General features: G+C 38.7%; 19 protein-coding genes. 8 read left to right on the top strand and 11 right to left on the bottom strand.

Features of this window, described 5'->3' with window-relative positions:
- The first annotated feature begins 213 nt into the window (after positions 1 to 213).
- From stlA to BA1DRAFT_RS22515, 5 genes are all read left to right on the top strand, one after another.
- Positions 214 to 1,812, top strand: a complete 1,599-nt coding sequence (gene stlA, locus BA1DRAFT_RS01970; protein WP_036775707.1) for a phenylalanine ammonia-lyase StlA — start codon at positions 214 to 216, stop codon at positions 1,810 to 1,812.
- A gap of 98 nt (positions 1,813 to 1,910) precedes the next feature.
- The gene (gene ydfG, locus BA1DRAFT_RS01965) at positions 1,911 to 2,660 is read left to right on the top strand and encodes a bifunctional NADP-dependent 3-hydroxy acid dehydrogenase/3-hydroxypropionate dehydrogenase YdfG (RefSeq protein ID WP_036775705.1); all 750 of its coding nucleotides are present in this window, start codon (positions 1,911 to 1,913) and stop codon (positions 2,658 to 2,660) included.
- A gap of 124 nt (positions 2,661 to 2,784) precedes the next feature.
- Positions 2,785 to 3,147 carry a DUF1283 family protein gene (locus BA1DRAFT_RS01960; RefSeq protein WP_036775704.1) on the top strand — a complete coding sequence of 121 codons (363 nt, stop codon included), beginning with the start codon at positions 2,785 to 2,787 and terminating at the stop codon, positions 3,145 to 3,147.
- A gap of 22 nt (positions 3,148 to 3,169) precedes the next feature.
- Positions 3,170 to 3,442, top strand: a complete 273-nt coding sequence (locus BA1DRAFT_RS01955) for a DUF1161 domain-containing protein (protein ID WP_036775719.1) — start codon at positions 3,170 to 3,172, stop codon at positions 3,440 to 3,442.
- 341 nt (positions 3,443 to 3,783) lie between these two features.
- Positions 3,784 to 5,181 carry a metallophosphoesterase gene (locus tag BA1DRAFT_RS22515; protein ID WP_051560619.1) on the top strand — a complete coding sequence of 466 codons (1,398 nt, stop codon included), beginning with the start codon at positions 3,784 to 3,786 and terminating at the stop codon, positions 5,179 to 5,181.
- Between the two features lie 221 nt (positions 5,182 to 5,402).
- Here BA1DRAFT_RS22515 and bioD read toward each other — a convergent pair whose 3' ends face one another.
- From bioD to BA1DRAFT_RS01935, 3 genes are all read right to left on the bottom strand, one after another.
- A complete protein-coding gene (gene bioD / locus BA1DRAFT_RS01945; protein WP_036775702.1) occupies positions 5,403 to 6,077 on the bottom strand; it encodes a dethiobiotin synthase in 675 nt (224 codons plus the stop codon).
- Positions 6,078 to 6,376: 299 nt separating this feature from the next.
- Positions 6,377 to 7,588 (bottom strand): sugar metabolism global transcriptional regulator Mlc, encoded by a 1,212-nt coding sequence (mlc, locus tag BA1DRAFT_RS01940; protein ID WP_036775700.1) that lies wholly within the window; start codon positions 7,586 to 7,588, stop codon positions 6,377 to 6,379.
- Between the two features lie 130 nt (positions 7,589 to 7,718).
- Positions 7,719 to 8,633 carry a LysR family transcriptional regulator gene (locus BA1DRAFT_RS01935; protein WP_036775699.1) on the bottom strand — a complete coding sequence of 305 codons (915 nt, stop codon included), beginning with the start codon at positions 8,631 to 8,633 and terminating at the stop codon, positions 7,719 to 7,721.
- Positions 8,634 to 8,777: 144 nt separating this feature from the next.
- On the opposite strand from BA1DRAFT_RS01935, the gene BA1DRAFT_RS01930 reads away from it, so the two are divergent.
- A complete protein-coding gene (locus BA1DRAFT_RS01930; RefSeq protein WP_051560621.1) occupies positions 8,778 to 10,019 on the top strand; it encodes an MFS transporter in 1,242 nt (413 codons plus the stop codon).
- Positions 10,020 to 10,143: 124 nt separating this feature from the next.
- On the opposite strand, the gene BA1DRAFT_RS01925 is transcribed toward BA1DRAFT_RS01930, so the two are convergent.
- Positions 10,144 to 10,680 carry a hypothetical protein gene (locus tag BA1DRAFT_RS01925; RefSeq protein ID WP_036775696.1) on the bottom strand — a complete coding sequence of 179 codons (537 nt, stop codon included), beginning with the start codon at positions 10,678 to 10,680 and terminating at the stop codon, positions 10,144 to 10,146.
- 462 nt (positions 10,681 to 11,142) lie between these two features.
- On the opposite strand from BA1DRAFT_RS01925, the gene BA1DRAFT_RS01920 reads away from it, so the two are divergent.
- Positions 11,143 to 11,376 (top strand): antitoxin MazE family protein, encoded by a 234-nt coding sequence (locus BA1DRAFT_RS01920; RefSeq protein ID WP_036775694.1) that lies wholly within the window; start codon positions 11,143 to 11,145, stop codon positions 11,374 to 11,376.
- 180 nt (positions 11,377 to 11,556) lie between these two features.
- Here BA1DRAFT_RS01920 and BA1DRAFT_RS01915 read toward each other — a convergent pair whose 3' ends face one another.
- The 6 genes from BA1DRAFT_RS01915 to BA1DRAFT_RS24770 form a co-directional block, all read right to left on the bottom strand.
- Positions 11,557 to 16,434, bottom strand: coding sequence for an RHS repeat domain-containing protein (locus BA1DRAFT_RS01915; RefSeq protein ID WP_036775693.1), 4,878 nt, complete (start codon positions 16,432 to 16,434; stop codon positions 11,557 to 11,559).
- Between the two features lie 176 nt (positions 16,435 to 16,610).
- Positions 16,611 to 17,621, bottom strand: coding sequence for a hypothetical protein (locus BA1DRAFT_RS01910; RefSeq protein ID WP_036775691.1), 1,011 nt, complete (start codon positions 17,619 to 17,621; stop codon positions 16,611 to 16,613).
- Between the two features lie 23 nt (positions 17,622 to 17,644).
- On the bottom strand, positions 17,645 to 18,205 hold the full coding sequence (locus BA1DRAFT_RS01905; protein ID WP_036775689.1) for a hypothetical protein: 561 nt from the start codon (positions 18,203 to 18,205) through the stop codon (positions 17,645 to 17,647).
- A gap of 92 nt (positions 18,206 to 18,297) precedes the next feature.
- Positions 18,298 to 18,543, bottom strand: a complete 246-nt coding sequence (locus BA1DRAFT_RS01900; protein ID WP_036775687.1) for an acyl carrier protein — start codon at positions 18,541 to 18,543, stop codon at positions 18,298 to 18,300.
- A gap of 12 nt (positions 18,544 to 18,555) precedes the next feature.
- The gene (locus BA1DRAFT_RS01895; RefSeq protein ID WP_036775686.1) at positions 18,556 to 19,332 is read right to left on the bottom strand and encodes a hypothetical protein; all 777 of its coding nucleotides are present in this window, start codon (positions 19,330 to 19,332) and stop codon (positions 18,556 to 18,558) included.
- Between the two features lie 5 nt (positions 19,333 to 19,337).
- On the bottom strand, positions 19,338 to 20,591 hold the full coding sequence (locus tag BA1DRAFT_RS24770; protein WP_235200940.1) for a beta-ketoacyl-[acyl-carrier-protein] synthase family protein: 1,254 nt from the start codon (positions 20,589 to 20,591) through the stop codon (positions 19,338 to 19,340).
- A gap of 728 nt (positions 20,592 to 21,319) precedes the next feature.
- Here BA1DRAFT_RS24770 and BA1DRAFT_RS01885 point away from each other — a divergent pair.
- On the top strand, positions 21,320 to 21,946 hold the full coding sequence (locus BA1DRAFT_RS01885; RefSeq protein WP_036775682.1) for an RES family NAD+ phosphorylase: 627 nt from the start codon (positions 21,320 to 21,322) through the stop codon (positions 21,944 to 21,946).
- A 40-nt stretch (positions 21,947 to 21,986) separates the two neighbouring features.
- On the opposite strand, the gene BA1DRAFT_RS01880 is transcribed toward BA1DRAFT_RS01885, so the two are convergent.
- Positions 21,987 to 22,676 carry a hypothetical protein gene (locus BA1DRAFT_RS01880; RefSeq protein WP_036775680.1) on the bottom strand — a complete coding sequence of 230 codons (690 nt, stop codon included), beginning with the start codon at positions 22,674 to 22,676 and terminating at the stop codon, positions 21,987 to 21,989.
- Positions 22,677 to 22,684 lie beyond the last annotated feature (8 nt).

The raw sequence follows: 22,684 nt of genomic DNA, 5'->3' as shown, positions 1-22,684 counted from the left end.
CAAAAACAAATAATTGCAAATTGCAAATATATTAACCGTCATTATTACAATTATTTAATTCAATTAATTTTGTAAATTAATTTTTACGAGCCATCTATTTTAATTTTATTTTTAATTGACTATTTTTTATATTTTATATCTATACTGATTTGTATCCTTAGGGGTGTTCGTTTCTTTGAAATATTATTACCATACTTATATATGGAGATTAAAATGAAAGCTAAAGATGTTCAGCCAACCATTATTATTAATAAAAATGGCCTTATCTCTTTGGAAGATATCTATGACATTGCGATAAAACAAAAAAAAGTAGAGATATCAGCGGAGATCACTGAGCTTTTGACGCATGGTCGTGAAAAATTGGAGGAAAAATTAAATTCAGGAGAGGTTATATATGGCATCAATACAGGATTTGGGGGGAATGCCAATTTAGTTGTACCATTTGAGAAGATCTCAGAGCATCAGCAAAACCTGCTCACTTTTCTTTCTGCTGGTACTGGGGACTATATGTCCAAACCTTGTATTAAAGCGTCACAATTTACTATGTTACTTTCTGTTTGCAAAGGTTGGTCTGCAACCAGACCAATTGTCGCTCAGGCAATTGTTGATCATATTAATAATGACATTGTTCCTCTGGTTCCTCGCTATGGCTCAGTGGGTGCAAGTGGTGATTTAATTCCTTTATCTTATATTGCACGTGCATTATGTGGTATCGGCAAAGTTTATTATATGGGCGCAGAAATTGATGCTGCGGAAGCAATTAAACGCGCAGGATTGACACCACTGTCGTTAGAAGCAAAAGAAGGGCTTGCTCTGATTAACGGCACACGGGTAATGTCAGGTATCAGTGCAATTACCGTCATTAAACTGGAAAAACTATTTAAAGCCTCAATTTCGGCTATTGCCCTTGCTGTTGAAGCATTACTTGCATCTCATGAACATTATGATGCCCGAATTCAACAAGTCAAAAATCATCCTGGTCAAAAAGCGGTGGCAAGTGCATTGCGTAATTTATTGGCAGGTTCAACTCAGGTTAATTTATTAACTGGAATTAAAGAACAAGCCAATAAAGCTTGTCGTCATCAAGAAGTTACCCGGCTAAATGATACCTTGCAGGAAGTTTATTCAATTCGTTGCGCACCACAGATATTAGGTATAGTGCCAGAATCTTTAGCTACCGCTCGGAAAATATTGGAACGGGAAGTTATCTCAGCTAATGATAACCCATTAATAGATCCAGAAAATGGCGATGTTCTACACGGTGGGAATTTTATGGGGCAATATGTCGCCCGGACAATGGATGCATTAAAACTGGACATTGCTTTAATTGCCAATCATCTTCATGCCATTGTGGCGCTTATGATGGATAACCGCTTCTCACGTGGATTACCTAATTCACTTAGTCCGACACCTGGCATGTATCAAGGTTTTAAAGGGGTCCAACTTTCTCAAACCGCTTTAGTTGCTGCAATTCGCCATGATTGTGCTGCATCAGGCATTCATACCCTCGCCACAGAACAATACAATCAAGATATTGTCAGTTTAGGTCTGCATGCCGCTCAAGATGTGTTTGAGATGGAACAGAAATTACGCAATATTGTTGCAATGACCATTCTGGTAGTTAGTCAGGCGATTCATCTGCGCGGCAATATTAGTGAAATTGCGCCTGAAACCGCTAAATTTTACCATGCAGTACACGAAATCAGTCCTCCTTTAATCACTGATCGTGCATTGGATGAAGATATAATCCGCATTGCGGATGCAATTATTAATGATCAACTTCCTCTACCAGAAATCATGCTGGAAGAATGAAAAGAAAATCACTGAAAGTTTTTCAACCATCGCTTGACTAAAAATACAGAACCCCCTTTACTGAGGTAGAAACAGTGTAAGTAAATAAGGGGTTTTGTATGATCGTTTTTGTGACAGGCGCAACTTCAGGTTTTGGTGAATCAATTGCCAGAAGATTCATTCAAAACGGTGCTAAAGTTATTGCGACTGGACGACGTAGAGAACGGTTAGAGAAATTAAAAGCTGAACTAGGTGATAACTTTTACTTTGTTCAATTTGATGTAACTGATCGGGCAGCTATCAATCAAGTTGTAGAACAATTACCAGAATCACTCCGTCATATCGATATTTTAGTCAATAATGCAGGTTTGGCGCTTGGATTAGAGCCTGCTCATCTGGCTAACCTGGATGACTGGGAAATAATGATTGATACCAATGTCAAAGGGCTTGTCAATATGACCCATGCTCTGCTGCCTGGAATGGTAGCAAGAAATCATGGGCATATTATTAATATCGGTTCTACCGCGGCAAGTTGGCCATATTCCGGTGGGAACGTTTACGGCGCAACTAAAGCCTTCGTCAAACAGTTTAGTTTAGGCTTACGAGCCGATTTACAAGGAAAAAATATCCGTGTTACTAATATAGAACCCGGTTTAGTGGGTGGAACTGAGTTTTCTTTAATCCGTTTTAAAGGCGACAATGATAAAGTAAATAAAACCTACGATGGCACCCAAGCATTAACCGCTGAAGATGTCGCCGAAGCTGTTTTTTGGGTCGCCAATTTACCTGCCCATGTCAACATTAATACACTAGAAATGATGCCGGTTTGCCAATCATTTGCTGGACTTAGTGTACATCGGAATGAATAATCACATTCTTCTTGATAATTTGTTGAACATCTTGCTGCTATCTTATAATTTATCTATCTGATAGTTTCTTATTGTGCCATCTAAATTGGCTCCATCTCTTTCAAGAGTTCCAAGAGGATAAAAGATGAATATTTGTAATTCTTTGATATTAAAAGCTATGCCAGCTATCGCTCTGGCAATACCCTTGTTATGGCAAACGCCGGCATTGGCGGCAACTTGTACTGCCGGAAGTACCTGTGTCACCGTGAATGGCAGCGGAGATTCTGTGCTCGATAAAGAAGCCGCCCGTCAAAGCAAAGAACAATGGGATGAAACCAAAAATCTTCGCACTAAGGTTAATAAACGTGCCGAGAAAGAGTTCGACAAGATCGATAAAGCCATTGATGCTCGTGATGCATGTATGAAAAGTACCAATATCAATGCTTACTGGGAACCCAATACCGAACGTTGTTTAGACAGCAATACAGGTATGCCTATCAGACCGTAATATAAAGGTAATGATAATGAAGATGAAAAAAGCACTTTTATGCAGTGCATTGCTCTTTACCCTACCCCCATTTGCCCTTGCTGCACAAGCTTCATGCGAAAGCGTGAAAGAACAAATTGCGCAGAAGATTATCAATAATGGTGTGCCGGAATCTGGCTTTAAATTGGAAATTGTTGCTAATGACCACGTTGAACAAGCCGGTAGTAAAATCGTTGGGCATTGTGAAAATAATGCCAAAAAGATTGTGTATACCCGGCAAGGAAACCAATCTCAACCTCATCCGACCGCCAAATAGACCCACATCATCTTTCTGAAGGAAAACACATACAGTTCAGAGAAAATATTACGCCAATATTTTACCATTGATGAGTAGAGGTCGAGGCTATGCGCTTCGGCCTTCTATTATCTCTCGGTGAACAGAACATTAGTGGCGTTTTCCATAACAAGTTGTTCCTGCATGATAACCCTAATATAGTTTCATATGTAAACCATTAGTTTTTTTAAAACTGACAATCCAAATAATCAACTCTAATATCATAACGTTTTGAAACATAAATATTTGCCGAATAATTATGGTGAATTAAATATCTTATTTGCTCAAAAAATCATATTAAAATTTTAAAATAGGAGACCGTTATGAGTGATCTTATCGCTAAGAAAATTCTCTCTATCATGGTGTTTTTAATAGCATTAGCTATATCAGGATGTAACGCTGTCGCAGGAAATCAGACAGAAACCGAGACTTTTAATGGTAGCGGCAGTGAGCAATATGTAAAAATTTATTTGCATAATAATACATCACATTTATTAATGGCGGAAAAAATAGACTTGCTTTGGGGAAGTTGGATTGAAAGCCCATTGTCATCAATATCCGCATATAGTCGCGATTCATTTGCCTCAAAAGGTAAGATTTTTAGTGGCACTGAGGGCAAAATTATTTATCGTTTACCCAATGGTGAGGGTAAGTTAAACATTCACTGGAGTCTTTCATATTGGGGTGCTCAGAACCACAATATCTATCTCTCCGAAGTACCTGCTAATTATAAACTTGAGAAAACAGTTAAAAGTTTATCTTCTTCAGGCATAAAGATTGATATCTATCTCACTGAAAAAAATATAGACAGCAATTATAAAATTGCCGTGATGTCAGATCCTCAGCCGTGGCGTTTAGATCCTGAAAAAGGTGATCCTAATGCCGACAAAGAACCGTGGGAAGAATTAAATAGAAAGGTAGCAGACAGTCTCAATAATATTTATGAAAGCAATCATCTGGCTTTTGGCATCGTTAATGGCGATCTTACCGAATTTGGACGTGCCAGCACCAGAAGAAGCCTTGAGGAGATATATACATCAAAAATCAAATTCCCGCTATTTATGGGATTAGGAAATCATGATTATGCAAATAATGTTAATGATTGTACTTACCCCGAAGGTCTTGATTTCAGTCGTAATGCTTGTGCCAGATCCGCTGTATTTGATATGGCGGAGAGAATAAGTAATTATAGTAAAGAATTAAATAATTTCTCCTATGACTATGACAATGAAGCATGGAAAGGAAGTTTATCTTATTCATGGGATTTTGGTGATATTCATTACGTTCAATTGCAGAATTATCCTACCTATAGTGTCAATTTGGAGCATTATGTCAGCCCAACTGTTTATATTACCAAATCCCTTGATTGGTTAGAAAGCGATCTTAAATCTGCTCAAACAAGAGGAAAGGCTGTAGTTTTAAATTTTCATGATGGGTATGACCATTTTATTGATAACAGCAGTTATGCCGAAAAAATAAAATTTAAGTCACTGATTAAAAAATACAACGTTATGGCGGTTTTTGTTGGACATTCACATTTTCTTAAAGAATACAACGCCTCCATATTTGGCAATGCAAAAGTCTATGATAGCGGAGCACTATTTAAAGGTAATTTCTTTATCATTAATGTTAATAAAAAATGCATGCAAATATCTGCATATAATGGAATAGATGGCACTCCCAAGTTTGTTAAAAAAATGACCAGTGTTTGTGGTACATAGAGATCAAGCTGAGATTTTAGATGAATAATAAACCTCACTTTTCCGCAAGTGAGGTTTATTATTATTCAACCACAGGTATATATACCCGTCATCTTTCAAGTTGCCTCTTTGTTGGCTGCACTCGCTCACCCCGGTCACATAGTTTGCTATGCTCCCGGAGATTCGCTCCTTTGCCGTCGCGATGCATCTTGAAATCTATAAGGTATATACTAAATCCTCCCTCATTTTCTCCCAACTTGGGTTAAAATCGTGGAAATATCCAGGTAACAGGATAATTCTTTTTCTTCGGGACGTAAAATATAGGGAATTTCACCTAACTGTGGCGCATTTATGTGACGGCGTAACCTATCCATCACTTTCGTATAGTGCGATAAACCAGGATTAATTCTGTTAGCTACCCACCCGACTAATTGCAACCCATCATTTATTATTGCCTGCGCAGTTAAAATTGAGTGATTTACACAGCCTGGCTGAATACCAACAACTAAAATGACCGGGATTTTTTCCCGAATTACCCAATCAAAATAAAAAGTTTCATCATCCAGTAATACACGCCAGCCACCGTTACCTTCAATAATAACGCGATCTGCTTTATTACTAAGATTATTCAATCCTTTTTTCATCTGTTCGAAATCAACCTGATTTCCTTCACAATACCTGCTTTTCCAGATAACTGGGTTAATTTCTTCATATTTAAGCGGAACGGGAGAAGAGTTTTGTAGAATTACGCCATCTCGATTACGCATACCTTCTTCTGTTTCATACCCTTCTGTGGCTATAGGTTTATACCCTACTGCCGTTGCTCCGTCACGATTAAAAACTTGTAATAATGCACGGGTAACAACTGTTTTACCTATGTTGGTATCTGTCCCCGTAACAAATAGGCGCGTTAACATAAATTCTGTTTTCCATAATGACAGATAAAATCCGATTAATGAGCGCTTAAGTCTAGAGGATGCAACTATAAGGGAGATTGCGTTAGCTCAATGTTTTGTTTAATTGCTGCGTCAATTTAGCCAAAAAACCGATATATACCCTATGGATTTAAAGATGCATCGCGACGGCAAGGGAGTGAATCCCCGGGAGCATAGCAAACTATGTGACCGGGGTGAGCGAGTGCAGCCAACAAAGAGGCAACTTGGAAGATGACGGGTATAAAGTTAATATTACAACCAGAGAACCACTATCAGACATATTATCCTTTCATTAAATTGATCAATAATGAACCATCATATAAAGCCTTTTTAACTGATGCTACCGCAGATAATGTACCTGAATTATTGAATTTTGTCGCAACTAACTCAATTTGTTTGCTATAAGCAGGTAAAGAGTGTCGTTGAATACATTCATTAATCATCGGATACAAAATTTGTTGTGAAGCATTAAGAGGAGAACCTATCAAAATTTTTTCTGGGTTAAATAAATTAACCATAATTGCGACAATATGACCAATTTTCACCCCGATATCACGAATAATATCTATTGCCAAAGTATCGTCGTTATTAACCGCCTGACAGAATGATTCAATAGTCAGTGGTTCACCATTCAGTAAAGAATCTGGTACCACCGTCAACTGCTGTTTTGCTCTGGATAAAATATGGCTGATACCCGCAACCGTTTCCAAACACCCCAAATTCCCACAATAGCAGCGTTTACCATCAGGTTCAGCCTGAATATGCCCTATCTCCATTACACCGCGGTTGCCAGCATGTAATGTTTGTCCCTCAATAATCACGCCAATGCCAACATGTTCATCAATGACCATTTGGATAATATTCTGACAATTTTTTGCCGCGCCATATAATGATTCAGCTATTGTCCAGGCGGTTGTTTCATGTTGAAGAAATACCGGTAATCCCGTACGACGATGCAGATATTCGCCTATTGGTAATTCCTGAATCTGGTAATAAGGGAAACTGTGGATTAAACCCTTGGTCGGATCAACAATGGCATTTATAGTCATGCTAATTGCCGTCAGACGCTCAAGACGAGATTGATATCGGCCGAAAAATGCATCAATCTCATCAATAATACTATCTAAAAAGGATTTTGCCTTGTTGACCGGTAATGGCAATACATCTTCAACAATTAACTTGCTGCTTAAATCACGCAGTCCCAATATTAAACTTCCCAAGTTAATGCTGACACACAGGAAATGCCAACTTTCAGAATCAAGCTTCAATCCGGTCGCTGGACGCCCTCTGAATCCTAAATCCAAAAATTCCGTTTCCATGACTAAGTGCGCATCGACCAATTCGCGGACAATCTTAGTAATACTGGCTGGAGCAAGTTGAGCTTTTTTAGATAGCTCAATACGGGAAATTGGACCATATTGATCAATTAACCGATAAACAGTACCAATATTAATCTGTTTTATCTGATCAATATGCCCTGGTTGTCCATCCATTATTTACCCTTTTACGCTCTAATTAATTCATGTTTCAAAATAATTGTTGGCTGATTATGTCGAGGTTTTAGGCAAAAAGTATGATTCTTTCAGTAAATATGTGATATTCAGCACGAAATTTAGCTGATTTCTACTTATTTTTTCCATTTAATATATTAGATATGAGTAGGTTTATCAGCCTGTCTGCTGCGGCCGATATTGGCCGATTCTTGTGATTTACCAACCAGACCTCAGAGCAAGGGTGGTTATCAACTAATGGAATATACTGGACACCATCCACTTTCATGCGAGTAAAAGATTCAGTCACAACACTGACACCTAATCCCGCAGAAACCAGCCCAAGAATGGTCATTGCTTCGCCTGCTTCCTGTGAAATCATTGGTGTCACGCCTGCTTGAGCAAGTAATGTGATGATTTCATCATACAAAGCAGTCCCTACTTCACGCTCAAAAAACACCATCGGATAACCTGCCAACATTTCCAGCTTTATTCCCTGCGGAGCATATTCCAGTAAAGGATGTCCATCATAAACAGCAAGCATAAAAGGTTCTTGAAATAATAGCCGATACTCAAGATTATCCGGCAATTGAGTATTACGCATGATGCCGACATCGATCCGTCCAGTCAGTAATGGCGCAATCTGCTGCTTAGTATTCATCTGATGCATATGAATAGCGACTTCCGGGTAACGTTCCCGAAACTGCCGTAAACTCAGAGTAACTTTATGCATAAAAGGCGTCGTAGAAGTGAAACCGATAGATATTTCACCTAATTCTCCTTTTTGCATTCTTGCTGCTTTAGTTGCGGCAGCATCAACCTGAGCCAGGATCTGATAAGCTTCTTTTAGAAACATGTTACCTGCCGGCGTCAAACTCACATTCCGGTTATCACGTTCTAACAACCGCGCATTTATACTATTTTCAAGTGATTGAATCTGTTGGCTTAACGGAGGCTGTGAAATATTAAGCCGTTCTGCCGCACGACCAAAATGTAATTCCTCTGCCACTGCAATAAAGTAACGTAAATGCCGTAATTCGATAGCCATAATCACCTTTGAGATCTAATACATATTATTATTAATGATTAATATATTAGACAAAATATTTTGCAATTCATATGCTTGATCTCCATAAAAATACCAGCTAGCTAATGAGTTAAGTAAGGAAATTATGTGAGTACCAGCCATAGTATCAGTGAAAATCCGACTCCTGATAATCATCTTGTCCAACATGTTCAAAACAAGAAAAGTTATATCCAGAAAGGCGATCCTCTATATGTTAAAGTTACATTGTCACTCTTTACTGTAGGGTTAGCTGCATTTGCCCTACTCTATTTCATTCAACCAATCTTACCCATGTTGTCGGATGATTTTGGCGTTTCTCCCGCTACCAGTAGTTTATCTTTATCCCTTTCAACTGGCATGCTGGCATTAGGCTTATTAATCACAGGCCCTCTGTCTGATGCTATTGGCCGTAAAAATGTGATGGTAACAGCGCTATTTGCCGCTGCGCTTTTCACTTTACTCAGTGCATATATAACCAGTTGGCATGGAATTCTGATTGTACGCGCTCTGGTTGGTTTGTCTCTTAGTGGCGTAGCCGCCGTTGCAATGACTTATCTTAGTGAGGAAATCCACCCTAATTTTGTTGCTTTATCAATGGGACTTTATGTTAGTGGTAATTCTATTGGCGGCATGAGTGGGCGATTAATATCAGGTGTTATCACTGATTATTTCTCATGGCGGGTTTCTGTTATCGTACTAGGTTTATTGGCATTAATTGCGGCAATGATGTTTTGGCGTATGTTACCTGAATCGCGCCATTTTAGACCAAGCTCTCTCAAGCCTAACTCTTTATTAATCAATTTGAGATTACATTTTCGTGATAAAGGATTGCCATTACTGTTTTTTGAAGCCTTTTTACTCATGGGCGGCTTTGTTACCCTATTTAATTACATAAGTTATCGTTTATTAGATTCACCCTATCACTTTAATCAGTCAATTGTCGGTATGTTATCTATTGTTTATTTGGCAGGGACATACGGCGCCTCTAAAGTGGGCACATTAACCCATCAATATGGGCTTGGAAAAGTGCTGATCGCGACGATAAGTATGATGCTAATCGGTACGCTTATTACCCTCTTCTCATCCGCGGTGATGATTATCATTGGGATGATAGTCCTCACTTTCGGTTTCTTTGCTGCACATGCTGTTGCCAGCAGTTGGGTCGGACGTCGGGCGCGACGGGCCAAAGCACAAGCATCTTCCCTTTATCTGTTTTGTTATTACTTTGGTTCAAGTGTGGTTGGTACTTTTGGTGGTATATTTTGGCTCCAATCAGGTTGGAATGGCGTTGTTTTATTTATTGCTATTCTTCTCTTTTTGGCTCTACTTTTAGGGTTTAAACTCGCCAAACTTCCAGAGGCAAGATAATAGAAAGAGAGAATGAGCCGCACTCACCCACCCCGGTCACATAGTTATCTATACTCCCGGGGATTCGCTCCCTTACCGTCGCGATGCATCTTGAAATCCATTGGGTATATAACCAAACCATTCACTAATTAATAATAACTTGAAGATCAGTAGAAATTAAATTTGCTAAAAAATTTGAACTCACTTTATTTTTTACAAAAAAAGATAGATTTGGAAAGATAGAACCTTTACCGCTATAACTCAATTCACCCTCTTTTATAATATAACAACAGGGTTCAATTAAATTTATGCTGTACTCTCCGGCCCCTGTATCATCGGAATATATGCCAAAATTATCAAAACCGTTCTCAACATATTCCCCATTATTGAAAAACCAATCTTGAGTTGGCTTCTCCCTAAACATTTCTGCGGTAAAATTTCGTGGAGTGAAAAACTGTGCTTTAAACGTAAATGCAAGATAAAGATTTGAAATATTTGGATAACAAAATAAGTTGCGAAATTCTGAGATATTCTGGCCATTCAACCATATAAATCCTGGAGTACCAATGCGAAAATTCAAATTCTCCGCCTTCCACTTCTCTATCTTTCTATCAAGTGCCAATGGGAATTTCATCACGATACCATTTGGAGCATATTTGTTTACATAAATATTAGTCATCATTGTGCCTCATCTTCTAATTGATTTACTTGGCTCAATCGCCCCAACCTTGTTTATTATCTCTTTTTCACAGTATAATGCCATAATCTGATTACCGCTAATATTCCACAATCAAAATCACTTCATATTCATCACATTGCTAAGAAAATAACAAGATGATTAAGGAGATAGTAAAATACCGAAATTTATTTAGGATAAGCCCAAAATATTCACCTGCTGAAAAATTATTATTAGCACTGATATCAATATTAAAATAATATACAAGAAGATTATTCCCATGTGGGAATAAACAGGAAATCGAGTAACGAGAATACACCGGATTAATACCTTAAAAACTTTTTAGGATTTTAACTCGATATCTCTGCCTACATTGAGAGAAAATTTACAACAATTTTTACTAACGTGTCGCATGTAACGTTTTTTTGGTTATATTATAGACATCGTTACATGTCACGAGGGTGAAGTATGAATAAGGTTGCAGATTGTGTCAGAAAACACAGACAACAGCTCAGGATGTCAGGATTAAGGCCCGTTCAAATATGGGTGCCTGATACACGACTTCCTCATTTTAAAGAAGAGTGTCGGCGTCAAAGCCGTCTGGCTATGGCAACACAGGACAAGGAAACGGATACACTATTAGAAAACGCGATAAATGAACTAGCTGATTCAGGAGACTGGGAGTCAAGCGGGGAGACTTGATAACAGTCGCTCTACAAGGGGCTACCACTTTTCCGGGTGATGATCGAGCTTCTTCCTGAAACAAATCTTGAAAAACCGTCACAGGTCATGATTGATAAAACCATGACTCTCCCGAAAGAAAAAACTAAGGCGGCATCCATGTCGCCCCTTGGTTATTATTTCGTTCAGCCCGCAGAATCTTTATATGGTCAAACGGCCTCGCAACACATTACGGGTTTCAACAGACGATTGACTAAATAGATTTCCGGTACTATTTCGAAATGCTTGATTCACTTCAACGGCTCGAATAGATGGGTGAACATTTACCGCTTCCGGCTCCAATTGCGTAAGACGAGATAAAGTATAGGCTTCGCTTCCTTCAGAAGCGCCTGCCGATGAACTGAGTTCCCAAGTATGATGATTCACTGCATAAGCAGTACGCGCAAGGTTGATTAGCCCCGAGGTTGTTGACACAGCGCCAAAACCCACAGAGACCCATCCCAAGATATTCGCCGCATTCGCATTACTATCCGCCACAGCGGAAGCTGCTATTCCGGTAGAGAGTGCCACGGCATTCGCACTCAATGACACCGTGGATAAAGCAATATCCCAGCGTCTGCTAGAACGACTGGCAATTTCGCCAAATTCAATCGGTACTGACCCGATAACACCCGTGCTGACCGCTTGGGAACCACTCCGTGCCGATTTTACCAGCGAAGAGGTAAAGGTTATTGCGCTGATGCCAAAACTTAAAACCCCCAACCCCGCACTAATCCAATTTAATATTCCGGCTGTTTTCGGATCTTTTTCCGATAATGCCGCTGACGCAATCCCTATCGAATCAGCCGCCAATCCAATGACAGTCGCAGTAACTGCAAGTGTACTGGTAGAAGCAATCGCCCCCAGAGCGCCCCCTGCGGCAATTAAACCTGCGCTAATTGCCGCGCCAGCTCCCAGTGACACAATGCCCACAATGATACCAATTGCCCCTAGCACAATGCCTAATATCCCGCCGGCACTAAGATGACCGTTCAGATCAATCCGGTTTATGGGATCGCCCTGGCAATAAGTGTAGGGATTAACCCCTCCCCGACCAAAAGGACTCCAGCTATCCGGGCTATGAAATCTCATGAGAACCGGGTTGAAAACACGATATCCGTTACCTAAGAAATACCATCCTGTTACCGGATCGATCTGCGCACCATTCAAACCCGGTAATGAAGAAATTAAACTCCTAAAGCCATAAGGGGTGTAGGATAAAGCCATCAACTCGTTTTCGTTTTGGCTGGCTACAACCGTACTATTATGGTCAGTACCATATTGATAGTAGACCGACTGGCCGTTCTTGGTACTCTGATGACCAAGCCGTTGCTTATCGCTGTTCAACCAGGTAATGGTTTCATCTCCTAATTGAACATTCGTCACTTTACCTGATGCATAATACTGACGATTCATCGTACCATTCGCTAAAACTTGTGCGGTTAATTTGTTCAACGCATCATACTGATATTGGCATACCAGATTACCCTTACTATCTTTAACCTGTACCAAGCGATTATTCTGATCGTAAATAAGCGTCTGCCCTTTTTCGTCGCGCGTCAGATTACCGTTGGCATCATAACTTAACTCTATTTGCTGTTTGTCGCTGGTAATACGAATAAGTTGAGTTGGATCAGTTTGACTGAAATGATAGTCCACTGTTTCCTTACCATCTCGATATGTATTATCAATCCGTTTAATATTTCCCCATTGGTCATAATGATAAATCTGTTGATTTAACACACGCCCGGTATGATCAACCGGAGATTGCTCCCCTTCGCATTGGTACTGGCTTAAGCGTTGATTACTATCATATTGATAACGTTCATTTTTCATAACCACCCCATCGACGGAGGTGATACGTTGACTAATTTGATTATTCTTTGTGTAGCTTAAAGTCATTACTTGTATTGAGAAGTCGCTAATTAGCGAGCGTTTTATTTCTCGATCAAAAACATCGTATTCGATTTTTGTAACTAATTGGGATAATGATGTTGCGTCTTTTGTTGTCGTTGTTATCAACCGTCCAACATTGTCATATTCAAATGTAGCGTATTGTGAGCCCTGCTCTGTTTTAACTAATCTCCCTTGTCCGTCATAACTATAAACATGATCATGAGCAAAACTATCTCTATGACGCTGAATCAAGCCGGACATCGTATAACGGTAATCGCCCGATGAAACGGGTTTATTATCCCGAGAAAGCGATTCGTGCTGTAATACACCCGATGGGAAATAACTGTAATTACTCTGGGATACTCCCTCTGACGCAGATAATAATGCCCCCGTTTTCGGGTGATAACGAAAGTTTTGTTGGCTCGTCTCTGTGGTAAATTTGGACATCACACTGCCGAGAGAGTAAAGATAATCAATGTTTTGTTTATTATGCGCAGGAGTGACAGACTGAATAGGTTTATCACCTTGAGGACCATATAAATATTCGGTTTTACGGCCACCCACCGTATCTCTGGTTACTCGCCCAAGACCATCATAAACTAATGAACCTAATTGTGTTCCATTCACGTTCAGCGCAGAAATCAATTCTTCATGGCTAAAGCTTGCATAAGTGGATTCTAATATTGTTCTGTCTGGCAACGTTTTTTTCACTATACGATCAAATACATCGTATTCAATCTGGGTAGCATAACCTTCCGCATCAGTTTCAGTCACCGTACGGCCAAATCCATCATAACGATAGGTGCGAGTGCTATATATCACACCATCAGGATACACAACTTTGATTGAGGCCGGTTGCTCAAAGCTATTTTGCTGAATATTTAACATCCCCAATCCTTTGACCCCTTGAATAATTGTCCTCGTAATCGGGTCATGGATTTCCAGTTCTATCCGACCATCGCTGTATTCAGTGCTGTAACGATTTCCCCAACCATCATATTGATAGGTTTTCGTTGTCACCAAAGGAGTAGTCAGACGAGTCAAAGGATTAGCAGATAAATCCCATAACCAATCATTTGAAATTTCTTTAATCAATTGCCCCAAAACATCATATTGTCTGGCAAGCACTTTGCGATATGTGCCTTGATAAATTCCCGATGTTCCCCAAGTACTATCATCATCTTGTTCTTCAATCGAACAAATACGCCCCAGTCCATCGTAATGGGTTTTACGCCTGACACCTTGGGAATCAATTTCTATCATCACCGGCCAAAAATCATTTTCGTCCCCACCGGGATATTGATAAACATAATTACGTTTAACTTCTTTTGTCGTGCCAGGGTCAATAATTTGACCTGTAATTCGGCCCAAAAGATCATAAGACTGATCTGTAATCACACGGTTCACATCAACTTTACGAAGCTGCCGATGTGTATAAATAGAGGTCACATTTTTCGATTCCATATGTGCGCCATCAAACCCCGTCACTGTAGAGTTTGTGGTCATCTCATTTTCGGAATATTCATATTTAAATGTTGTCACCGTTTGTTGGTTATTCATTACCGACGTTATTTTCGCTAACGATCCATGAGATTTACTCGTCGGTGAATTAACATAGCTAAAGGTTCTCACTATTTTACTATCTATGGTTTCTGAAGCTTTGCTGACATATTCCTTTATATAAGCACCGGTAAAAGTGGGCAATTTTTGATATGTGTAATTAGTCACTCTATTTGCGACACTTTGAGCGGCATCAGGCGATCCTTTTTGCGTAGCTGATTTTAAAAATCGGGAAAAACCTAATGGATCGGCAGGACAATTATTACCTTCACCCTTCACCGGATAATAAACGTATTCTTTCTGTATCCCACTGGTCTCAGTAATAAGTAGAGTATTTCCCCAATCATCGCTTTTAATATTAACCGTCTCTTCTCGTGAAGTATTGGTCTGTAAGTCTGTATAACGCGTTAATACCCTAGATGGTTGTTGTAAATTTTCTGGTTGTTCGGAGAAACTTTTTGACGGATCTTCATTATAAGTAATTTCTGTTGTAATTCTCTTATTATCTTGTGTTCTTGCTTCTTTGGTCATTAAATGGAATTTATTAAACACCCTTTCTGTTACTGAAACGACATTTTGACCGTCTAAAACCCGCTCAATAGATGAATAGGTATATTTCCCTGTAACCAGATACAAATTATCCTGGTTAGAATCAAAGCTTGTCCGGCCAGAAGAATAGCCCAAGAAATTATGTACTGAACTATATTCATAGGATTTGCTGATCGCGGGTTGCCCATTACCCGGTTGAATAGTCAATGCAGCAGCATAAGGAATAGACTCCGAGTCCGTTACTTTATGCCCATTCTCTTTATAACTCACCAGTTCAACATAACCTGTTGGTGTACGAAAAGCACTAATAACCGGAAATATTCCTTTTAATGTCTGATAGGTCATCTTAAATCTGGCAGAATCAATAGGACCAGAAGCATCATAAGGTACAGTCACTGTAATAAGGTAATCATTACGATAATCGAATGAAATTTTAGCTGAGATATTATTATCATCTGGGTATTCAACTGATGTACAATTACTTCCAGAGTAATTGAGTTTAAGATAAGTTTTACCCGTCACACGGTATTTTATTTCGGATAATACAAATCTTGAATTATAAATTAAATCAAATGCTTCACCATCAGGAAATTCAAGTGCCACCGTTTTTGCAATGTCACTCGATCCAATTCGTTTCAGTGTTTCTATAATGCCATTTTTGTTATAAACATAGAAGGTATTGCTATCGAGTTTATATACACGTAAATCTTTTAATTTTTTATCTTTAAAGCTAATATCATTATTATTAGGTGGCAATGGTTTACATTTAAATTGCTCTCCATTTGCCCGGCTAAATGTGAGTGTTTTTACATCCAATGTTGTTAATGAAAACCGCCAGCCAATCCCAAACCCATTATTTAACGTTGTTAATGGTGAAAATGATAGATTAAGAACCTGCTCAACATTACCGACATTATTTGGTCTTAACGTGATAATATTGATATTTGCGCTATACTGACCCGTTCTGGGATCGACACCGGTATTAATATAAGATCCAAAATTAAAAGCATTGGAATATATATCGTTAACTTTCATTTTAAATTTCCTGTTTGGTTAACTAAAATTATAGCCAAATTAAATATCCATTTAGCTATTCATTTATGTACAATAACAGATATCCCTATATTTCTATTTCAATAATGGAATATCTTAATTGCCGGTAAACGCATATGCGATTACCGGCATAGACAAAGGTTCTTTACTAAGGAAAATCAACTTATTCTTGCTATGCTTAGCGCACGTCCAATATTAACCGAGGATATTCTGAATTTATGCTGACAACCGTAGTTATCAATGATTGTGACATCATGATATCCATCATAATAACCACTCGTCCATGAACATCCTGTCACATGGAGTACTTCAGCAGCAAGCTGAGTGTCCGGGACCGATACGCTATAACCATAGTCCATAACACATCCTCCACTCACATTATCACGTGCATTTACATATGAAGTTCCTCGTTTAAATACCCTTCCTCTTGTCAGGAATCTATCATCTGATGGATCTTTACCAAGTACATATATTCTATTAACAGTACTATCATTCCCTTCAAGAATCCTCAAATGATATGGCAATGTCCAGCGATAGAGGTTAATGGTTTGATGGTGAGTATCCGATTTCGTTGGTTCTTCTGTTTTATCAAATAATGTATTGATGCTTTCATGCAATTGATTTGCATTAATTGCATAAGGAGCAATCGCTTTTAATAAAATCTTGCTGTCAAAAACTTCATCACCAACTGACATATTCGTTGTGAGTGTGCGTTTCCCATCCGTATCTTCGAAGGTCATTTTCGCCATTAGATACTCTGTACTTGTTCTATTACTACTAACATAACGATAGATATATTCAGGAACACTCTTCACGCTGTTCTGATAGCTTTCATTTGTACAGCAATCTCCCGCATGATCTACTGCCGGCTCATTAATAGAAGTATCAATACGATAAACACCATTTAATAACCCAAGATCATATCTATTTCTTATCTCTGTCGTTGTCCAACCTGAAGGCATTTTTAATTGGTCATATATAAGACTATCACTTAATGCCGCCACCTGAATCGATCTTTTTTCAGCATCACTCAATGCTAATTTTACCCAATCACCATTCCTATATTCTTGTTTAAGTACAGAGATTTTCACCATACATTGATGACGCCCATTAGCATAAAAACTATCATCAGTTTTTTCAATGGTAAATGTTGTTATTCTCTTTTCCATAACATTCTCCATAATATTGTGAATTAAGCTGTAATAGAAATAATATCAAGTTCAAAGCCATAATATGGCCCTTGCAATTCAGGAATAATTCTGACGCGATAGCGTTTTGATAATTCGTCTTCAAATTCCTTCAAGGCGTTCAGGATAAATTCGCTGTATTTTCCTTGTGCAAAAAAGATAAATTGTGTAGTTGAAGGATTAATAGAAACATATTTACCAAGAGCATGGCGTAACGTCTTAATAAATAGTGAGCCATCTTCGTTTAATTCGAATAGCTTTTTATCTGTCGTCGTTCTATCCATAAAATTTCCTTCACCTAAAAGATAAATATTTATCTCACGATGATCACGGCGCAGTAAAAACTGTTTATTTATATCCAAATCGAATATTCTGGGTTCAACCGTTTTATCAAGTAAATGATCTGGAATAACAAATTCAATCAAGAAACGACGTCCATTCACAATAATAGGCAAGTGTTCTCGATCAACTGAAAAACAGCATAGGTTTCCAACCCACGAAGAACCTTCTGTCTCTGTATAGGCTGAATATAAAGCAGCAATTTTACCTTTTTCTAGAATGTTCATTATAACCTCTAAATGTTAATAGTAAAAATAGGGTTAGAGTAAACGACCACCTCTCGACGAGGTGGTATAATGATGAAAATTAAAATCTCAGTTTATAAATTAGACTCTATATAATTCGTAAGTTCATTTAATGTTAAAATAGAATGATTTGAAAAAAGTTCAGCTTTAATACTAATACCATACATCTCCAATACAAAAACCTGAATTTCCACATAGTCAAGGCTATCAAATTTAAGCGAAACAAAAGAAGATTCTGGTGTTATTTCATCCTCTTCGATATCCTTCATCACTAATATTCTATTCTTTATCTTATTAAAAATATCATTTTGTGTTGGCATTTCGCTTTCCTTTTATTTCATTTTAGAGACAATTGAAATCTTTGACACGAAAACAGGCTCTTTATCATATAAACATCGATAATGAAAAATACGAATATAGTCTTTAGGGCCATTCTTAATTATTAATGGTGGATTTAATTCAATACAGATATCCGGTGAAGATGATAATAGTGTACTATTAACAACCATTTTCTTTATTTTAATCCCTTGCCCAGTATGCAAAGTATAAGATTGATTTAGGTAATCCTGTAACTGATTAAAATGGTAGTGCTCAAAATTAAGAAATCTTGTCGAATTAATGACAAGATGAAAAGCAAGCCCATCCAGGAACCAGCCAACAGAAGTAACACTTGGGAAATAGCATCTAAAGGCAGCATACTTTTCACAAATTTCTTCTCCTGTTATTGTTAACCTTTGACAATTATCCTGAACGATCCAATCTTCAATTGACTCCACTGTATTTTCTACGCTGGTATTGCCAAATAACGTGCTTTCTTTGCCAGGGTTTTCCAATTTAAACGTTTTGTTTTTAGTATCAATTCTCAATTGATGTGGTAATGCGGTATAAACATGTTGACGGAACGACGCATCAATGTTCAATATTCCCGTTGTAAAAGCTGAAGTTAATTGAGAGAACTGTTGCCGCACATATAGCAGACTCAACATCCCCTGCACCGGATGTTGCTGCATATTGTGTAAAGACTTACTTTTCGCTGGATAATGGATAGGATTAAAATCCCCAGAGAAATTCGACCAATGTTCAATATCTTCTATTTCAAAAATCAACATATCAGTTACCCTACCTTAGAGATAACCAACGCAGCGTTATGCCCCCCAAAACCTGAACTAATATTGAGCGCTATTTCTGGTTGAGCGGTATAGCAATGTTGATTAGGTAAATAATTAAGGTCACAATCTGGATCGGCCCGATGCAAATTCAATGTCGCCGGCAAGCAATTTTCAGTTAATGCCTTTACACATACAATAGTTTCGAAGCTGCCGGCCGCAGCAATAAGATGACCGGTATAAGATTTTGTACTTGATATGGGAACCTGATAAGCATGCTGCCCCAGCGCTGCTTTAATTGACTGGGTTTCATAAAGATCATTTAACTGTGTAGAAGTGCCATGAGCATTAATATAGTCAATATCTTCCGGCGAAATCTGTGCTTGTTCAATGGCTTTGGTTATCGCTAATATTTTAGGTTCAATATCTTCTGTTGGCCGAGTTAAATTAGTGGCATCTGAATATTGAGCGTAACCTTTAATTTCCGCCAGAATCGTCGCACCACGTTCGACGGCCGAATCATAATCTTCCAGACAAACCACCGCCGCTCCTTCGGCCAATACAAACCCTGAGCGATCAAGGCTAAATGGACAACATGCGAGATTTGGGTCCGTTTGCTCTTTTGATAATGCATTCAGTACATCAATACTCCAAATATTACATTCCCGAGTAAGTGATTCAGAGGCTCCGGCAATCATACATTTCGCACGTCCTGAGCGAATAATTTCAAAGGCATCACCTATTGCCATTGTGCCCGTTGCGCAGGCGGCCGCCATAGTATTCTGATAACCACGCAGTTCATACATAATCGAACATGCCGCCGTCATGGCGCTCGGCATGGTGATGAGATTACTCATAGGATGGGCTAATTTAGCTTTCTTATATTGATAGGCATAATCGCCAGCATTATCGATAGCTCCCCAACCACTGCCAAGGATGACTCCACATTCGTATTTATCGTAATATTCAACAGGTGATATGTTCACACCAAATGCTTGCGTAAAAGCTTGATAAGTTGCTTTCAATGCTGCTTTTCCGCAATCTGAAAGCGTATGAGTCAACTTTTTTGGTAATAACTGATAACGGGATGGGTTTGGTGCAAGGAAGGAAAAGAAACGTGAATTAATGAATGAGTCGGGAAATTCAATTCTGTGAAATCGATGTTGTTTCTCAATAATACTTTGCCAACATGATTCAACATCTTCACCAATCGGTGTTACCGCTCCCATACCTGTAATAACAACTCTTTGAGCTTTCTGCATATTGGTTACCATTCATACATGGATTGAAAATGTCAATTTTCCTAGTTATAAAAGTAGGCTAATGAAGATATATCACCATAATCACAAATAAGTATTTTCAATATTTCTGCTTATTTGAATCGCCATTTGTGAATTATGTAAAACTAATTGATAGATTATTTTACCCATGTAATAAAACCGATGATAAATATCCATGAGCAAATATATTGTTATTTTAATACCATTATACTATCAATCAGCCTATAAAATAATTTTTCACATCACATTCGTCTGTAATATCATGATAAATTCTGAGGATTTATTTACCATTAACTCATTATTCTGTTTAATAAAGCATATCATTGTATAAAAAAATAAAAATAATAGCTTTAATTATTGCGCAATTTTTTATTTCATAGCATATAAATTCAATTATTATATTAATAATCCAGAAGTACAATTAAGTAAAAGAAAATAATAAATATTTCATATTATTTTCGTGAATGAGTACATCAACAATGAATACATTAATATTGTCCTACCGCATATTCTCACGGCTAACTGATAGCATACAATGGAGTATATTTTCTAATCATTTTCTGTATCAAAACATATACCCTGCCCCGTTGTCTGTAATATACTGACATAACTGGATAGATACACAGCATTGCGCGTCTTCATTGTCCAGTTAATGTAATAAAACCGGAGGCAATATATGGCTGAAACAGGCAAGAATACAGGAGTGTTCAGTGGTAACAAAATCAGAGGCAAGCCCTGACTCAGTGACAAAGCAGCAGTTAGCCACCCTCACCATCGATAAAATTACGCAAAGTATCATTATCATCTCAGTCGGTACAATTTTTTACCGACTACAAGAGGGTGAACACGGAGGCAGTGGCGTATTCTTTAACCGCGACGGAGGGCATACCCGGTACGGGTTAACGAACGGCACAATTGGTAATTTATATCTTGCCAACTCGCCAAGAACATCGATGAAGGAGGTGTTTCAACGTCTACCAGCCATTACAGACCGGGAACTGGATGGGTATCATATGGCGACATTAGTGACAGAGAAAGAGTTACGTATTGTAGACATTACCCGGCTTGCGCCGAAAATGCACATCACCGCCCATCAGCTAACCGGCACAGACTACCGGATCACGCAGCAACTCGCGGCGAAGCTGTCACCGTACGCGGATGGACTTGCCTACATGTCCAACGTTACGCTTGAGCCATGCATCGTGCTCTGGCATGACGATCCTTCTGGCAAAGGCATGATACGCACCGAGGAACTCAAGGTGCTTAGGGAATTTGAGTATGAAGGAGAAATTGCCGAAGATATCCTGGTAAACGACCTGGATATCCCCGTAATATGACAAAAGGGGGAGCTAGCATGTGCCTGTTCCCCTTCTTTATTTATGCAGCATCTTGAGTGCCAAACAACTTGGCTAAACGGATTATATGTTGAAGCTTATCATCCGAAATACCCTCTCTCAGCAAATCAATAATTGTGAACTCTTGGCCTTCTGGTAAACGATAATCCAGTACATTACGTTTCTGCACGAAAAATCCGTACTGCATTACACCGCTAAAGTGATTGAGATGAAACAGAATCTCCGCTACCCCCCTGAGCACACCTTTTTCGCCTTTGCTTTCATCATCGGTAAACTGAAAAGCCGGATAAATAAACTCACCATCGTATTCCAGGGCCAGTAATTTACCTGTGTCTTTTTTCTTTTTAACGGTTACTTTACTGACACCTAACAAACTCGCTACCTCGGCAGAACTTAACACACCACCGTTTTCACGCACGTTGTCAAAAAAGCGCGCGCGGCTACGCACACGATTAAGTAACCTCTTCTTTTCCGGCGTCAGTTCAGCAAGCGCTCGTGCTGGTATCGCCAAAAACAACATATTCATCAGAAACTGATTATCCGGCAACGCTAGCTGACGCTTGATGTTAGCCTTACCTTTACTGCGAATACCATCAGCCAGTTCCTTAATAATATTCTCAAGGCGATCAGCCGCGGCATTAGCGTCGTCATACTCATCATGAGGTGCCGACACGTTATTATCGAATCTGGTTTTCCTATACAAAGTTTGCATGACGCACC

This window comes from Photorhabdus aegyptia, assembly GCF_000612035.1.
Lineage (GTDB): Bacteria > Pseudomonadota > Gammaproteobacteria > Enterobacterales > Enterobacteriaceae > Photorhabdus > Photorhabdus akhurstii.
This window is presented reverse-complemented; position numbering and strand designations above follow the sequence as displayed.